This is a genomic window from Agrobacterium sp. 5Ca39 (genome assembly GCF_055382365.1).
This window is the reverse complement of the sequence record NZ_AP026437.1, coordinates 537,651-554,282: the sequence shown is the minus strand read 5'-3', so window position 1 is coordinate 554,282 and position 16,632 is coordinate 537,651. Positions and strand designations below refer to the sequence as shown.

Sequence of the window (16,632 nt, the reverse complement as noted above, 5' to 3'; positions counted from 1 at the left end):
GTGCGTAACCTTCAGCAATGCATCTATGCTTCAGAAGCGGGGTGTTTCACCCGCTCACAACGATGATCCCAGCTCCTCCCGAAAACATCGCCGGCAAAGCGATTATGGAATAAAAATTCCATATCTCACTCTACCTTGGAATGCATGATCCGTCTTAAAAGACGTTTTGTCAATGAAAAAATGCACACGTGATCATTAACTTATTTATTTGTTTTCAAACGTAATTTTGTCACAAAACTGTAATTTTTGAACGGCGCCGGGCAGGAAATGTTTTTCCTGTCCCGACGCCTGTGGAACGGATTGGATATTTCCTGAAACGCCAGAGAGCTTTTCTCAAGGGTGACGGGTGCTGGTGAAATTGGAATAGCCGACATCCCGTAGCCTGTGATATCAGGCATTGGATTTCGGAACCGGGGGAGTTGGATGGCAAGAGGGTTCGTGACGGCCGAAGAGGTGGCGAAAAAGGCCGGGGTTTCACGCTCCGCCGTCTCTCGTACCTTCACACCCGGCGGCAGCGTATCGAAGGCCGTCCGGCGCAAGGTGCTGAAAGCCGCACAGGAACTCGGCTACCGCGTCAACCGTCTGGCGCAGGGTCTCAACAACGACCGCTCCAATCTCATCGGGGTCGTCGGTGCCAATCTCAGCTCCCCATTTATTTCAAAACAGCTCGATCTCCTCAGCATCGGCCTCCTGCGCCGGGGCTTGCAATGCCTGTTGCTGAATGCGGCAGATGCCCGCAAGGACATTGCGCCGCTGATCGAGCTTCTCTTCGAATTCCGCGCGCAGGCCATCGTGGTCCTTTCCGGCGAACCGCCGGCTTCGATCGTCGATGAATGCATCGCCAATGGCGTGCGCCTCATTCTCATCAATCAGCGTCTTGATCGCACCGACACGAATATGGTGTTGAGCGACGATTCCCATGGCGCCGATCTTGCCGCCATGCGGCTTGTGGCGGCGAAATGCAGGAAAGTCGCGGTCGTTTCCAGCGGTAGCCAGACGCCGGCTCAGCTGCGCCGCGCCGGTGCCTTCACCCAGCGCATGACGGTTGAAGGTATCGAGGTCGTGCCTTGGTCGGGTGGTCCGACCAGCTATGACAGCGGCTATCAGGCCGGCTGCGAATTGCTGGCGGACAAGTCCATCGATGGCGCCTTCTGCGTGACCGATCTGCTCGCGCTCGGCTTCATGGACGCCGCGCGTCTTGAAATGGGCCGCCGGGTGCCGGAAGACATTTCGATCGTCGGCTTCGACGACATTCCGCAGGCGGGCTGGAAAAGCTACCAGCTGACGACCGTTGCCCAGTCCTTCGACGCGTTGACGGAGAAGGTCCTGACCGCTCTTGACAGCGACGAGCCGGAAACGCGGCTCCAGGTCGTGCCCGTTTCCATGGTGGAGCGCATTACCGCACGCTAACCCGCCTGCCGGATCCGGCTTTCGATCAGCAGCCCGCTCTCATCGAGGATCGGGTGGGCGACGGCTGCAAGATGGGCGTTGATGCGCTTGAGATCGCGCAACATGTCCAGATGCACCGAACTGGTCTGAATGCTGTCAACCCGGCCGTCGCGCAGGCGCTGGAGATGGCTTTCCGACGATTGTTTTTCCAGCCGCCGCACATCTTCCTTCACTTCCACCAGCCGACGGGCAAGATCGGCGTTGCGAGTGGCGAAAACGGACTGTGCCATGCGGATATTATCGAGCGTGACGGCAAAAAGACGCTCAAGTTCACTTTTCCCATCATCGGAAAAGCGGAGGCCGAGATCGATCTTCTTGGCGATCTCCGGACGGATGCCTTTTTCGATGATATCGCCGATATGTTCGAGATTGATGGCATATTCGACAATATCCATCGCACGGCGCTGGTCCTTGCGGGCCAGGCCATTCTGTCCGACCTTCGAGACATAAACCTTGATTTCATGCTGCAGGCGGTCGACCCGGCCCTCCAGGCTACTGATATCGTTGAGTTTTGCGGCATCGCTGTCCCGCATGGCCTCACTCGCCTGCCGCAGCATAAGCTCGATCAGGTCGCCGACCAGCAGCACCTCGCGGCTTGCGCCGGCAAGCGCCGCAACCGGTTGATCGAGATCGTGACTGTCGAGATAGCTGTGATTGTTTTCGGTGCTCTCTCTGTCTGGCAGCAGCATCGTCGTTACTCGCAGAAGCACTGGCGAGAGCGGCCACGCGAAGGCGGCAACAGCAAAATTGAAGGCGAGATGCGCATCCACAGCAAGATTCGCATGCGAAAAGGGTGACATGTCCAGCAGGGCCGCGGCATATCCGGCGAGCGGCAGCGCAGCGAGGCAGCCGATGGCCCTGACGACGAGATTTCCCACCGTCACCCGGCGTGCCGCGATCGGGGCTTTCAGCGTCGCCAGTACCGGCGGCACCGCGCCACCGAGATTGGCGCCGAGCACCAGAACGATCACGAGGCTCGTTTCCATGCCGCCGCTGGCGGCAAGTGACAGGATCAGAACGACGATGGCGAGACTGGAGGAGGCAAGAACAGCAAGGACGGCGGAGAAGATCAGCGCCACAGGCCAGGCATCACCGAGCATGCCGATAAAGAGACCCAGTGCTGGCGACTGCCTGATGGGATCAGTTGCAGCCGAGAGAAGATGAAGGGACAGCAGCATGAGACCGACACCTGCCACCGCCGCCCCGCCTCCCTGCCGCTGCACCGATTTGCCACGCGACAGGATGACACCGGCAAGGATGAGCAACGGTGACAGCCAGCCAAGCCCGAGAGCGACAATCCACGCCGTCATCGCAGTTCCGACATTGGCGCCGAGCAGGACGATCTGCGCCATGGCCGGCGCGATGAGGTCCTTCTCGACGAAAGAGGCGACCATCAGCGCGGTGGCAGTGGAACTCTGCAAGGCGATTGTCGCCACGAGACCAGCGAAGAAGGAGCGATACTGGCCGCGCGTGCCGGCGGCCAGACCGATGCGGAGCCTCGCACCAAAGGCGCGTGACATGCCATCCTTTATCTGCGCAAGCCCGAAAAGCAGCAAAGCCACGGCGCCGAACAGGTTGATGCCGACAACGACCGATTCCATTCAATCACCCCGCCTGCCGTCCCGGTGGTCGGACAGCAATCAACCCAGCCATGATAGACCGCCCCTTCCGCAAATCGTCGGATCAAACTGCAACGCGGTCACGCTGCGACCCGAGCCGAAGCGTAATGTCACGCGGGCTGCTTTCTGCACGCTCAAGAAACAGGCCGAGCGCTCCGAGGAAGATTTCGATAAAACTCCTGACGGACCGGTCGTGACGATCCGGCGCGCGGCCGAAACGCTGCGCCAATTTCCGATAGAGACAGAGCCGCTCATGCGGGATATGCGGCAGGGCTAGACCCGCCGCCTGTCGCAGGCAATACCAGTCGGCAATCAGCTCGAACATGGGCAATTCGAATGACAGCGCAAGTCCATCAGACAGTTCGTGGCCATCCTGCCCAAGCAGGAGGAGAACCTCCTGCACGGTTTTGTCGGAGATTGCCGCAACGATCTCTGCCGGCCATTCCTTGCTGAAATAGCGATGTCTGATCAGCGCCCGCTTGTGGCCAAGCAGGAACCCACCATAATCACCGGCTGCAAAAGACGGGTCGTCCTCTTCACCTGCCAGTACCGACTCCTGCGCGTAACCCTGGCAAATACGGTCATTGACCGGCAGAGCGGTCATTTCCACCGTTTCCACGCTGATGTCCTGCCGGGCTGGATGGATGACCTTGAATCCGGGAGGAAAGGCGACGAGCGAAGGGACGGCAATATTGGTGAGCGACCTATCACCCTTCCCACCCTGCGTCACGCCCTCGACATGCAGGTGCCCGCTGAAATGGACGGTTAACCCAGCCCGTACCAGCGCGTCTTCCACCGCTTTGCGTGGCGTACGGCGCACGACATTGGTTTCACCGAACAGGGCACCTTCGGCACGGCTTGCTCCGTCGAAGGGATCGAGCACCGGATAATGGGAAAAGCCCAGCAAGGTCTTGCCGAGCAGCTCCGCCCTGTGGCGCACGTGGGCAATCCAGTCAATGATGAAGGGCTTGCAACGCAGGAGCGCGTTCCAGCCACCCGAAGTGCTGTCGGTAAAGGCGGCTTCCTCACCTCGCTGAAAGACACCGTCGCGCGGCTCGAAAATATTCGCATCGATCATCAGGAGCCAGAGGCCCTCTTCCGGCTCGACAAGATAGGAGGCGTCCATCAAGCGATAGACATTCCGCCCATCGGGAGAGCGCACGTCGTAGAGCCGGTCTTCCGGCGCGTCGGACGCGCCGAAGGGCGTCTCCCAATGCAGATAATCCGGCTGGCGGAAATAACCGAAAGCCCCCATCGGATCGAGGCCGGCGGGATAACCTTCGCAGTACATGCGGTCGGTTATGACGACCCCTTCCCCGGTGCGGCGCGCATCGCTGGAAACCAGGACGCCTTTGCCGTTCTCCGTCAGGAATTCCTTGGTGTGATTTCGGCCGCAAGGACCGAAAATGTCATGGTTCCCGGGCAGCGCATAAAAAGCGGTGCCATGGGTATCGCGATGGCGTTCCAGAATGCCCTTCAGCGTTTCAGTCGTCACCCGCTGCCCGTCATCGGTATAATCGCCGAGCAGCACCACATGGCGAATGCCACGCTGGCGCACCTCTTCCAGCGCCGCATGCAATGCATCCGCGCTCTCGTTGAAAACCCGGGTGGATTCACGCGTTTCCGACCAGCTACGCATGGTGATGCGCTCGCCTTCGATTTCGATGCCGGGAAACCCGAAATCCGCTGAAGTATCATGAAAATGCGCATCGGCAATGACGGCAACGGAAGGCAGCATATGTGTCAGCATGATTGCGCGATCTTTCTGCCCTCAACCAAGTCGATCCATTCGGAAGCGCGGCGGGCGGCGGCATAAAGCATCGGTTTCGGCGTCTCGAACCATTCGTCAGGCCGCAATTCCCGTTTCGTGCGGATCACGGCCAGCGCATCGTCGAGGGTCGGATAGAGGTCGGGCTGCTGCTTGTGCAGGAAAAGCGCCACCAGCGAGACGGAACGGCTGCGGCCGCTGCGGCAGTTGACAAGCACATTGCCGCCATCGACAAAGGGATAAGTCTCCCGCTTCGGCATGGTCTGGCGAAGTGCGCCATCGAGTATGTAATAAGCGCCCAGCATCATGGTGTCAGGGCTGCCATCGCCGTCGATCAGGCCAAGCTTGTAATAGCGGATGTCACCATAACCCACAGCCCGCCGGTCGCCTTCTTCGGCCATCGTCTGCACGAGATTGATATCAAGATTGACGGCGCAATTAACGACGGTCGTAATGCCGTGCCGGCGCAGAAGCTCCCGGTCGCCAGCACCATCGCTGCCGCCGATGTAAAGGGCGGCATTATGCGGACCGAGCCCTTCCGCAATCAGGCTGATTGCCGGGCGGGCATAAACGGGTCCATCCATTTCATTCCTCCACATGCGCGAACACCCCGAAGAGGTGTTCGCCTGAAATCAGGCCGAGGCGGCGCGCTGCCGGTCCGACGGCGTCCTTTCGGCAAGGGGTATATTCGCTGCCTGGCTGACGCCTCTGGCAACACCGCGGGCCGCAGCCAGAACAGGCCCGCCGTCCCTAAGACTGCCAATCTCCAGAAATGGGCAGACATCGCCGCCAGCTTCGCTGACGAGTAGCAAGCCTGCAAGACAATCCCATGAATTCATATGCAATTCGAGATAGGCGTCGGAACGACCGTCGGCCACATAGGCAAGCGCCAGCGCTCCAGAGCCTGCACGACGAACATTGCTGCCCATATCGAGCAGGTTCCTGACGATATCGAGATATGTGGAATTCGCGACCCGGGTCGACCAGCCCATCTCGATCGATGACGCATCAAAGCGCGTCGTTTCCGCGGTTTGAATCGGCTGCCCGTTGCGCGTTGCTCCTTCACCGCGACGCGCGAAATAAAGCTCGTCAAGCGCAGGATTATAGATCGCGCCGATTTCCGTTCGCCCCTTCTCGACATAAGCAATGGAGATGCAGAAATGCGGGATGCCACGCGCGAAATTCGCGGTGCCGTCAACGGGATCGACGACCCACACCCGATCGCCGATCTCACCGCCGCCTTCTTCACCAAAGAAACTATCGTCTGGGAAACAAGCCGAGATCGCCCCGCGAATATGCGCCTCGGAAGCCGCATCGGTCACAGTCAGAAAATCCTGCGGCCCCTTCATGGAGAAGCTTCGTGTCGCCTCACCCTGAAAACCTTTGAGCACCAGTTCGCCGGCGGATAAAATAACGCTGCGGCACAGTTCAGCGCGAGCTGCCAATGTATCCGGATAGGGCATCGAGTCCATGCGCAAAACCATTTCTTTCGAGTGAACGCGTGTTCATATTGCACACGCGTTCATTAATTTCAAGAGGGTTTTCTCGGTCAAACATGATTATCGAATGACAAAGTATCGGCATATTCATTCCGGAAGCTTGCAGGTCTGTTCGCAAGGCAGCGCAATGACTGCGACCAACAGCCAATGGAACGGTTTTGCAACGCGGGAGTTTCGTTCCTGTAAACCACGACAGGAGGAAAAAATGGATCATAGCAATCACGTACGTCTGGTTGAAACCGAACTGACGCCGTCGGTTCTAGAAGGCGCGACCGTCTATGGCGCCGATGACCACAAGGTTGGGAAGGTTGACCACGTACACGGCGTCGGCGCCGGCAGCACGGCGATCATCGATGTCGGCGGCTTTCTCGGCATCGGCGCAAAGCCCGTCGCAGTTCCGCTCAGCGACCTTGACTTCATGCGCGATGAGGACGGCGATGTCCACGCAGTGACCTCATGGACTAAGGATCAGTTGAAGGACATGCCCGAGCATCGTCACTGAATAAATCCCACCAGATCTCAGAAGCGCCCGGCCATTGCCGGGCGTTCGTTTATTGGGGCACACCCCGCCCCCGCACCGCTTCCGCCTGCAAATGGAACACATGCGCATGTCACGCATTTTCACGTCGCGCAATAAATGGTTGCAAGGCATTCAAGGGGACAACAATTGAACAGTCAGATTCAGGCCAGCCCGCTGAGCATTGACGACGTGACCGTCATCGATGACGAGAAGGTCAAAAAAGCCGTGACGGCAGCCGCCCTCGGAAATGCCATGGAGTGGTTCGATTTCGGTGTTTACGGCTTTGTCGCTTACGCCGTTGGCAAGGTCTTCTTTCCGGACGCTGCCCCCGCCGTTCAGACAGTGGCGGCACTTGCGACATTTTCGGTGCCGTTTCTCATTCGTCCGCTAGGTGGCGTTTTCTTCGGGGCGATGGGCGACAGGTTCGGGCGGCAGAAGGTCCTCTCTCTCACCATTATCATCATGGCCGCCAGCACCTTCTGCATTGGCCTCATTCCGGGTTATGCGACCATCGGCATCTGGGCCCCTATCCTTTTGCTGCTCTGCAAGCTCGTTCAGGGCTTTTCCGTGGGCGGAGAATATACCGGTGCGGCCATCTTCGTGGCGGAATATGCGCCCGACCGAAAACGCGGTTATCTCGGCAGCTGGCTCGATTTCGGCTCGATTGCCGGTTTTGTGCTTGGCGCGGGGCTGGTGGTGCTGCTCAGCACCGCCATGGGCGAGGCGAAATTTCTTGACTGGGGCTGGCGCATTCCGTTCTTCCTTGCCGCTCCGCTCGGACTGATCGGCCTTTATCTTCGCCACGCCGCGGAGGAGACGCCGGCTTTCACCGAACGCCTTCACCGCGCTGAAGAGGAGGACCGTCAGTCGCTGAAGGAACGGCCCATGGTCCCCATCGCGGAGATCACCAGCAAACATCTCCGTTCGCTGGCAATCTGCATCGGCATGGTTCTCGTCACCAATGTCACCTACTACATGCTGCTGACTTACATGCCCACATATCTGTCAAAGACGCTGAATTACAGCGAGGATCACGGCGTCCTCATCATCATCGCCGTCATGGTGGGTATGCTGTTCGTCCAGCCGGCCATCGGGCTTTTGAGCGACCGGATAGGCCGCAAACCTTTCCTCGCTGTCGGCAGCACGGCGATCTTTTTTCTCTCGCTACCGGCTTTCCATCTCATCGCCAGCGGGCAGGTGGTCCAGATTTTCTTCGGCTTGCTTATTCTTGCCGTCGCGCTGAACTGCCTGATCGGAATCATGGCCTCGACCTTGCCCGCTCTGTTCCCGGCGCGCATACGCTATAGCGCCCTGGCGATCGCGTTCAACATCTCGATCATCGTCGCCGGCCTGACTCCAACGGCCACGGCCTGGCTGGTGGAAGCGACCGACAACATCTATATGCCGGCCTATTACCTCATGGTCGCCGCTGTCTTCGGCATTGTCACCACTTTCTTCCTGAAAGAGACGGCGAACCGGCCTCTCTATGGCGATACGCCCAACGCCTCCAGCCGCAAGGAGGCAAAATCGCTTCTCGCCGCGCAATATCTGCACATCGAAAAAAGCGTTGAAGAGATTGACGAGGAGCTTCTCAAACTGGAACAGCAGAAAGAAATTCTGCAGGCGAAACGCAGTCAGCTCGTCGGCCGGCACCCGGACCTGAACTAACTCCATCCGCCATAGATGAAATGCGCGGGCAATGCGTATCGCACCCCGCGCATCGATTTTTTCAGGTTTCAATCGGCCTGCGCCGAGAGCAGCTGTTGTTTCGCTCAAACGGCGAGGAAGCCACCGTCCACTGGCAATATGGCGCCGGAAATCATCTTGCTGTCATCGGAAAGCAGCAGCGCGATGCTCTGCGCCACCTCTTCCGCTTCTGCGAAGCGGTTGAGAGGATGACGCACCATCATAGGCTGGCTTTTGACCGGATCGTTCCACGCTTCCGCAGCCAGTTCAGTGAGTGTGATGGTGGGCGCGACGGCATTGACGCGAATACCATGCGGGCCAAGTTCCTTGGCGAGCACGCGGGTTGCGCCCTCAAGCCCGGCCTTGGACGCCGCATAACACAGGTGATCCTGAAAGCCGCGATGCCCTGCAATCGAGGTGATGTTGACGATGGCGCCGCCGCCCCCCCTTGCAACACGGGCGCGGGCAAATTCCTGGCAGGTGACGATGGCTGCGCGCAGATTGATGCCCAGCACGGCCTCGTAGCCTGCATCGCTCATGTCAAGCACACTTTCCAGCACATTGATGCCGGCGCTGTTGATCAGGAAATCGCAGGTGCCGGCTTCGGCCATGGCGGCGCGGGTGGCGGCGACGTCGGCAAGATCGGCACGGATCGAGCGGCCGCCGATTTCGCTTCTGAGGCTGTCGAGATCGGACTGCGTGCGGCTGATCGCCACGACCTCCGCACCACGTGCGGCCATCAGCTGCGCGCAGGCGCGGCCGATGCCTTTGCCTGCGCCGGTGATGATGACGGATTTTCCGGAAAACTGCATGGAATCCTCGTTATTTGCGGCCAATGCGGCCGGATGATCTAAGTTATTTTGACGGCGCTCAGGAATGGCTAGCGGAACGAATGGCGCGGGCCGCATTCTGCAGCGTCAGAAACGCGTCGTAACGCGCTTGGTGAACCCTCTGGAAACCAGGATCGGGCGTTGCACTGCTGCCAATACGCGACATCGCCGGCATCGCCGCCATCAGGTCCGGATAAGTCCCTGCGGCGACGGCGCCCAACATGGCGGAACCAAGAAGCACCGGCTCCTCGCATTCGGTTAATTCGACGGGAAGCCCGGTCGCATCGGCCAGCAACTGCCGTGCAAGCGGGTGGGCACCCGCACCGCCGCTGACACTGATGGTTTCCACCGGCGCGCCGTTGCGGGCCTGCGTTTCGATGATCTGACGAAGCCCGTAACCAAGGCCGAGAAGCCCGGCCACATAAAGCGCGACAAGGGAATCCACGCCGGTTTCCATGCCATACCCGGCAACCACCGCGCGGGCATGGGGATCGGCGAAGGGTGCACGGTTGCCGAGAAATTCCGGCACCACATGAAAATCCTCTGCAAGCTTTGCTGCGGCGGAAGCGGATTCGGCGAGGCCGAGGGCGCGGTCGGCAAGCCAGACCGGTAAGGCTTTGCCATCCTTCTCGGCAAGCACCTTCGCTTCGGGGGCTGCCGGATGTAGCTGAACCAGATAATCGATGGCCGCACCGGCAGCAGACTGGCCGCCTTCATTCAGCCACGCACCGGGAACCATGGCCGAGTAATAAGGCCCCCAGACGCCAGGCACGAAAGCGGGTTCGGCTGTCGTCGTCATGGTACAGGACGAGGTCCCGAAAACATAACCAAGGCATTTCGAAGCATCGCCTCCCGCAGCAACCGTACCGACGCCGCCGGCGTGGGCATCAATCAGGCCCGCAGCAACGGCGGTGCCTGCGACCAGCCCCATCGCCTTTGCGGCGTCTTCCGTCAGACCGGAGCCGAGCGCCGTGCCCGGATGGACGACACTTTCACCGATGCGGCGGAAGCCCTGTTCCGCCAGATCGCCAAGGCCAATATTGTTGAAATATTCCGAATCCCAGCGGTTTTCATGGGCGAGATAGGTCCATTTGCAGGTGACCGTGCAGGCGGATCGATCAAGTGCACCGGAGGCTTTCCAAGTGAGAAAATCCGTCAGGTCAAAGAAGTGTTCGGCACGGGCATAGACATCCGGTCGATTTTCCCGAAGCCACAAAAGCTTCGGCGTCTGCATTTCGGGAGAGATGCGGCCACCGACATATTTGAGAACCGCATGTTCTCCGGCATTGATGCGCTCTGCCTGTTCAACGGCACGGTGATCCATCCAGACGATGATATCGCGTTCGGGATGATCGGCAGCGCCAACCGGCAGGGTCTCATCGTCCGGCCCGCGAACGACGAGTGAGCAGGTGGCATCGAAACCGATGCCGGCAACTTCGACAGGATCGATACCAGCGCGTGAGACGCTCTCCCGGACGCTGTCGCAAACCGCCTGCCACACTTCCGCGCTCGATTGCTCGGCAATGCCGCCATCTTCGCGATGCATGCTGATCGGACGCTTGGCGGTGGCGAGAAGCTTGCCCGAGACGTCGAAGACACCGGCCCGCGCCGAGCCGGTCCCGACATCGACACCAACGAGATAGGAAGCCATTTGTGATACTCCTCGGAGCGGATGATCCGGTACTTGAACAGATTTGAGCGGCGGAACCGTTTCCGGTTTTCCCGCCGCTCCAGACGTTTTTAAACGCGGTCGAAGTTGGTCGGCAAGACCAGCATGTCGCGGATGGTAACGGTGCGCTTGCGTGTCAGCATGTAGACAACGGCATCGGCCACTTCGCTCGCATCGATGAGGCTGCCCGATTCCTTGGCCTTTCGGAGGTTTTCCTCCGGCCAATCGGCCAGCAGTGCGGAAACGACCGGGCCGGGGGAGACCTGCGCAACGCGCACGCCGTGCGGGATCATCTGGCGGCGCATGCCCTGCACGAAGCTGGTGATCGCCCATTTCGAGCCGGAATAGACCGGCTCCCAATAGGTCGGGAAGTGACCGGCGATAGAGCAGGTGACAATGATATCGCCGGTCTTGCGCTCCGACATGTGCGGTACGACGGCATGAACATTCTTCATGACGGCGTTGACGTTGAGATTGAGCATCTTGTCGATGGCTTCCGGCGTCGTCTCGGTGAGATCGCCGCCGATATAGGTGCCGGCATTGCAATAGAGAATGTCGATATGATCGACCTTCTTGAGGATCTCAGGGATCATTGCGTTGCAGCTGTCGGCATCGAGCAGATTGCTGACCTGCGGGATGGCGCGGTCGCCAAGCTTGGCAACCAGATCATTGAGAGCCTTCTCGTTCCAGTCCACCATGACCACGGTCGCGCCCTGTTCCAACAGCGCTTCTGTGGTGGCAAGCCCGATGCCGGATGCGGCGCCGGTGATGACCGCAATCTTGCCTTGCAGCGATTCAGACATTTAATTCTCCTGCGTTTATGAAGATATTTCCGGGCCGGCTCAGCGCCATTCCCGTCCGATATAGATGGCCAGCAGGATGATGCCGCCCTTGATGACATCCTGCAGATAGGGGTTGATGCCCATCAGGTTGAGGCCGTTATTGAGAATGCCGAGCAGCACCGCGCCGATGAGCGTGCCGAGAATGAGGCCCCTGCCGCCGGCAATCGCCGTGCCTCCAAGAACAACGGCCGCGATGGCATCGAGTTCGAAGCCGACACCGGCATTGGGCTGACCGCTCATCAGGCGGCCGGTGAGGATCAGTGCCGCAAATGCTGCCGTGACGCCGGAGATGCCATAGACGGCAAGCTTGACGCGCTGTGTCTTCACGCCCGAAAGACGGGCTGCCAGTTCGTTTCCACCGAGCGCATAGACGTGGCGGCCGAAAGCGGTGCGCTGCAACAGCACCCAGGCGATGGCGTAGATCACCACCATGATGACGACTGGGACGGGAACCACACCGATACGGCCGACACCGAACCAGGAAATCCAGCTCGGAATACCGCTGACGGGGTAGCCGCCGGAATAGATAAGGCCAAGGCCACGGGCCATGCCCATGGTGGCGAGTGTGACGATGATGGCGGGCATCTTGCCCCAGGCGACAAGCGCTCCGTTGAAGATACCGATGCCGAGACCGATGAACAGGCCGGCCGGCAGGGCTATTGCAGGCGAGAGGCCGGTGTTCACCATCAGGCCAGCGGAAAGCGTTCCGATAAGCGCCATGACAGCGCCGACCGACAGGTCGATACCGCCGGTCAGAATGACGAAAGTCATGCCGACGGCCAGAATGCCAACGACGGAAACCTGCCGCAACACGTTCATGATGTTGTTGAGGCTGAAGAAATTGTCGCTCGCAAGCCCCATCAGGATGGATACGACAATCAGACCCGCCAGCGGCAGGGCGAGCGGCGAGCGCAGCATGGCACTGAGACTGAAACCGCCCGTTTTCGCGGCAACGCCGGTGTTTGCATCAAGCGACATGTTCAACTCTCCCGGTGGTGGCGTTTGTCATTATTGTTTCTGAATTGATGTCGTCTCCCTCGACCGTGGCAACGATGCCGCCGGACCGGAAGACGCAGACCCTGTCGGACATGCCGATGACTTCCGGCAGTTCCGAGGAGATCATGATGATCGAATGGCCCCTGGCAGCAAATTCGCGCATCATCGAATAGATTTCTGCCTTCGCTCCGACATCGATGCCACGTGTCGGCTCATCGAAGATCAGCACGCGCATGTCGTGGTTCAGCCAGCGCGCGATAACGATCTTCTGCTGGTTGCCGCCGGACAGCGTGTCGACGCGGGCGTAAGGCCCTTGTGCCTTCACCTGCACCTGCGCCATGGCCTTTGTCGTGTACTCCAGTTCCTTCTTGAGATCGAGGAACCAGTGCGCCTTGCGGTATTTGCCGTAATTGTTGAGCGAGATGTTCTGCAGGATGGAGAAGCTGGTGATCAGTCCTTCCTCCTTGCGGCTTTCCGGCAGCAGGCCGATGCCTCGCATCAGCGCATCATCGGGGCCGGACAAACGCGTATCGACGCCATCGAGCTTGATCTTGCGGCGCGGCGCGGAATGCGCGCCGAGCATGGCGAGAACTGTTTCCGTGCGGCCTGAGCCAACGAGCCCGGCAAAACCAAGAATTTCGCCCTTGCGCAGCGCGAAACGCGAGACCGGGCCGCCCTTCTTCAGTTGCAGCTCCTCGACTTCGATCACCTTCGCGGCGGAAGGATCGAGTTGCGGCTTGGGCGGGAAGCTGGCCTCGATGCGCCGGCCGACCATCATCTCCACCAGGCGATCGTTATCGACTTCGGAGGTCAGGCAGGAGCCGATCAGTTCTCCATCGCGCAGGACGGTGATGCGGTCGCAGATCTCGAATATTTCCTCGAGGTGGTGCGAAATGAAGATGATCGCGACACCCTGACGTCGCAGTTCGCGCATGACCTTGAACAGATGTTCGGTCTCGGAAGGCGTCAACGTGGCGGTCGGCTCGTCGAGCACGAGAATGCGGGCATCCAGTGACAAGGCCTTGGCGATTTCGACAAATTGCTGCTGGGCGACGGAAAGGCGGTGCACCGGGACGTCAAGCGGAACATCCACGGCGAGCCGGCCCATGATTTCGGCTGCGCGCTTGCGCATCGCGCCCTTGTTCAGAAGGCGCAGCGGCCCGCGTATTTCGCGGGCAAGGAACATGTTTTCAACGGCGTTGAGATAAGGGATCAGGCTGAATTCCTGAAACACGATGCCGACACCGGCGGCAATCGCCTCATCGTAATTGGCGAAGCGGCGATCCTTGCCGTCAATGCGGATCGTTCCTTCCGAGGGCTGCAGGATGCCGCTCAGGATCTTCATCAGAGTCGACTTGCCGGCGCCGTTTTCGCCCAGAAGCGCATGCACCTCGCCGGCGCGCGCCTCAAGGTCGACGCCACGCAGGACTTCGATCTTGCCAAAGCTTTTTCTTATTCCATTCAGTTCCAGCATTTCACCCTCCTCAATGGTCGGGATTTAACCCCGCCCCCGCATAAAGCGGGGACGGGGCCTGGGAGGAGTTCTTACCAGCTGAACTCGCCGGCGTTCTTGCTGTCGACGACCATAACGTCGATCGGGACTTCCTTCGGCACGACGCGAGCGCCCCACTTCTGGGCGAGCGCCATGGCAAGGCCGACACGCACCTGGTCACGCGGGAACTGCGCGGTGGTTTCGATGAAAGGACCACCCTCGGCAATCGCCTTCACAGCTTCCGGAGCACCGTCGACCGAGGTCAGCTTGATGTCCTTGCCGGAACCCTGAATAGCAGCCAGAGCGCCCATCGCACCGCCATCATTCACCGAAAAGATGCCGGCGAGGTTCGGACGCGACTGGATCATGTTTTCAACGACGCCCAGAGCGACGGAGCGGTCCTGACGGCCGTTCTGTGTATCGACCAGCTTGATCTCGGGGAATTCGGCGAGTGCGGCCTTGCAACCTTCGACGCGCTGAAGGATCGGCACGACCGGGATACCGTCGAGGATCGCGACTTCACCCTTGCCGCCGAGCGCGTCACCGAGATGCTTGCACGACTTGTAGCCCGCGTCACGGTTCTTCGAGCCGACGAAGGTATCGACCGGGCCATTGGCGTTGGCGTCAACCGCAACGACGATTGCGCCGGCAGCCTTGGCAGCGTGCACGGCGGCTTCGATGCCGGCGCTGTCGGTTGGGTTGAGAAGCAGAATGTCGATCTTCTGCTGAAGCATATCTTCAACGTCGGAAATCTGCTTTGCCACATCGTGGCCGGCATCGGTCACGACAACGTCAGCGCCGATGCTTGCCGCAGCTTCCTTCAGCGCTTCCTGCATCGACACGAAATAGGGGTTGTTCAGCTCCTGGAAGGTCATGCCGATCTTCAGCTTTTCCTGCGCCAGCGCCGGAGCGGCCATCATTGCAATTACGGCTGTCGCCATCAGAAACTTGGATTTCATTTTCATCTCACTCTTCCTCCCATTAGGAAAGTTGGGGCAACAAGTGCCCGTTTCCGGACAGACCTCTGCCCGAATTGGTAAAAATCGGCGATGTGTCGCTGGTTTACTCCGCCATAACAGCTGCCTTCTGGGCCGCAAAAATGGTTCGGAACCTCGACGGTGACATTCCCTTGAGTTTCAGGAAATGCCGGTTGAAATTGGAAAGATTGGAAAAGCCAACATCGTAGCAGACCTCGGCCACCTTCACATCCTGATCCGCCAGCAACATCTGGCAGGCAAGATCGATCCTTAACTGATTGCGATAGCGCACCAGCGTCGTGCCGGTATGACGCTTGAAGGCCCGGGAGAAGGCGCTCGGGCTCTGGCCCACCATGTCGGCGAGATCGATTTCCTCCACCTGTTCGGTCAGATGCTCGCGCAGATGAGAGAGGGCGCGATTGATGCCGCTGTCGCCAATCCCGGTCAGATCCAGTTCGTAGCTGAGGCTCGCCAGCACCTCGGATGTCGGCGCATTGACCAAGAGATCGAGAATTTCCCAGAAAAGTGCCAGACGCGTCAGGCCCTGCGCCTCGATAAGCCGAAGGATCAGCGGGCGGACCCGATCGCTCGTCTCGTCGTCAAAGAGAATACCGCGACGGCTGCGGTCCAGCAGGCCGCGCACCACTTCCATCTCGGACATGGAGGCGCAGGCATCCTCGATAAAGCTCTCCGGAAACTGGATCACGAGGGAACGGGTCGGCACGATTTCGTCCGGCTCGATCTCGCTGATCCAGTTCTGGGGGAGATTGGGGCCGGTCATGATGAGCTGACCGGGGCCGAAACGGCCGACGAAATCACCTATATAGAAGGTGCCTGACGTCGCGACGACCAGATGAATTTCATATTCGGGATGATAATGCCAGCGCACGGTACGGAACGGATAGCCATGCCGCCAGGCAGCGAAAGATTCGCCCTTGCGGATGTGCACCAGTTCCAGATCGGGCTGCATCATGGTTCCTCCCATCAGTCACGTCCGCCGCATTTGCGAAGCGAAGCCATTCCTCTTTATGGCTCGTCCCAGGCGTTGATGAGGAGCATAGGGCGGGCCGCGGCTAAACATCCACATCACGCCGGAGAAATTACCGATACTTTTTTGACTGTTTTTTGCCAGAAATTGAATAGTGCCTCAACGTGATTGACAGTCAACGTTGCGGAGAGCCTGTTTTTTTTGCTCAATTTGCCGTGATGCGCCCAAACAATTCTCATCAGGAGGCGATCTGTGATGAATTTTTGGAGTAGGGCCTGCCTGCCACAGGCAGGCCCT

The 16,632-nt window shown here is 59.4% G+C and carries 14 protein-coding genes; 3 read left to right on the top strand and 11 right to left on the bottom strand.

Annotated features, from left to right (window positions below):
* Positions 1-423: 423 nt before the first annotated feature.
* Positions 424-1,410, top strand: coding sequence for a LacI family DNA-binding transcriptional regulator (locus ACZ47E_RS16340; protein ID WP_044459769.1), 987 nt, complete (start codon positions 424-426; stop codon positions 1,408-1,410).
* On the opposite strand, the gene ACZ47E_RS16335 is transcribed toward ACZ47E_RS16340, so the two are convergent.
* The 4 genes from ACZ47E_RS16335 to ACZ47E_RS16320 form a co-directional block, all read right to left on the bottom strand.
* Entirely contained in the window at positions 1,407-3,050 is a 1,644-nt protein-coding gene (locus ACZ47E_RS16335; RefSeq protein ID WP_077986436.1) for a Na/Pi cotransporter family protein, read from the bottom strand. The two genes, ACZ47E_RS16340 and ACZ47E_RS16335, sit on opposite strands and share 4 nt — an antisense overlap.
* An 82-nt stretch (positions 3,051-3,132) precedes the next feature.
* Positions 3,133-4,818 carry a metallophosphoesterase family protein gene (locus ACZ47E_RS16330; RefSeq protein ID WP_464017037.1) on the bottom strand — a complete coding sequence of 562 codons (1,686 nt, stop codon included), beginning with the start codon at positions 4,816-4,818 and terminating at the stop codon, positions 3,133-3,135.
* Positions 4,812-5,420 carry a dual specificity protein phosphatase family protein gene (locus tag ACZ47E_RS16325; protein ID WP_006698666.1) on the bottom strand — a complete coding sequence of 203 codons (609 nt, stop codon included), beginning with the start codon at positions 5,418-5,420 and terminating at the stop codon, positions 4,812-4,814. Before ACZ47E_RS16325 ends, ACZ47E_RS16330 begins: the two co-directional genes overlap by 7 nt.
* Before the next feature lie 48 nt (positions 5,421-5,468).
* Positions 5,469-6,308 (bottom strand): inositol monophosphatase family protein, encoded by an 840-nt coding sequence (locus ACZ47E_RS16320; protein ID WP_035208568.1) that lies wholly within the window; start codon positions 6,306-6,308, stop codon positions 5,469-5,471.
* A 232-nt stretch (positions 6,309-6,540) separates the two neighbouring features.
* Between ACZ47E_RS16320 and ACZ47E_RS16315 the strand changes: the two genes are divergently transcribed.
* Together ACZ47E_RS16315 and proP are read left to right on the top strand one after the other, a co-directional pair.
* Positions 6,541-6,837, top strand: coding sequence for a PRC-barrel domain-containing protein (locus ACZ47E_RS16315; RefSeq protein WP_004438228.1), 297 nt, complete (start codon positions 6,541-6,543; stop codon positions 6,835-6,837).
* Between the two features lie 165 nt (positions 6,838-7,002).
* On the top strand, positions 7,003-8,523 hold the full coding sequence (proP, locus tag ACZ47E_RS16310) for a glycine betaine/L-proline transporter ProP (RefSeq protein ID WP_428191173.1): 1,521 nt from the start codon (positions 7,003-7,005) through the stop codon (positions 8,521-8,523).
* Between the two features lie 104 nt (positions 8,524-8,627).
* Here the strand turns inward: proP and ACZ47E_RS16305 are convergent, their stop codons facing one another.
* The 7 genes from ACZ47E_RS16305 to ACZ47E_RS16275 form a co-directional block, all read right to left on the bottom strand.
* Complete coding sequence (locus ACZ47E_RS16305; protein WP_464017036.1) at positions 8,628-9,353, bottom strand: SDR family oxidoreductase; 726 nt, start codon at positions 9,351-9,353, stop codon at positions 8,628-8,630.
* A 58-nt stretch (positions 9,354-9,411) separates the two neighbouring features.
* Positions 9,412-11,022 (bottom strand): FGGY-family carbohydrate kinase, encoded by a 1,611-nt coding sequence (locus ACZ47E_RS16300; RefSeq protein ID WP_172873734.1) that lies wholly within the window; start codon positions 11,020-11,022, stop codon positions 9,412-9,414.
* A gap of 89 nt (positions 11,023-11,111) precedes the next feature.
* Entirely contained in the window at positions 11,112-11,843 is a 732-nt protein-coding gene (locus tag ACZ47E_RS16295) for an SDR family oxidoreductase (RefSeq protein ID WP_464017035.1), read from the bottom strand.
* A gap of 39 nt (positions 11,844-11,882) precedes the next feature.
* On the bottom strand, positions 11,883-12,860 hold the full coding sequence (locus tag ACZ47E_RS16290; RefSeq protein WP_004438211.1) for an ABC transporter permease: 978 nt from the start codon (positions 12,858-12,860) through the stop codon (positions 11,883-11,885).
* Positions 12,850-14,352: a sugar ABC transporter ATP-binding protein gene (locus ACZ47E_RS16285; RefSeq protein ID WP_464017034.1), complete on the bottom strand. Its 1,503-nt coding sequence runs from the start codon at positions 14,350-14,352 to the stop codon at positions 12,850-12,852. The genes ACZ47E_RS16290 and ACZ47E_RS16285 overlap by 11 nt, the downstream gene beginning before the upstream one ends.
* Positions 14,353-14,423: 71 nt before the next feature.
* Positions 14,424-15,335 (bottom strand): ABC transporter substrate-binding protein, encoded by a 912-nt coding sequence (locus ACZ47E_RS16280; protein WP_464017033.1) that lies wholly within the window; start codon positions 15,333-15,335, stop codon positions 14,424-14,426.
* A 97-nt stretch (positions 15,336-15,432) separates the two neighbouring features.
* The gene (locus ACZ47E_RS16275) at positions 15,433-16,317 is read right to left on the bottom strand and encodes an AraC family transcriptional regulator (protein ID WP_004438205.1); all 885 of its coding nucleotides are present in this window, start codon (positions 16,315-16,317) and stop codon (positions 15,433-15,435) included.
* Between the last annotated feature and the right edge of the window lie 315 nt (positions 16,318-16,632).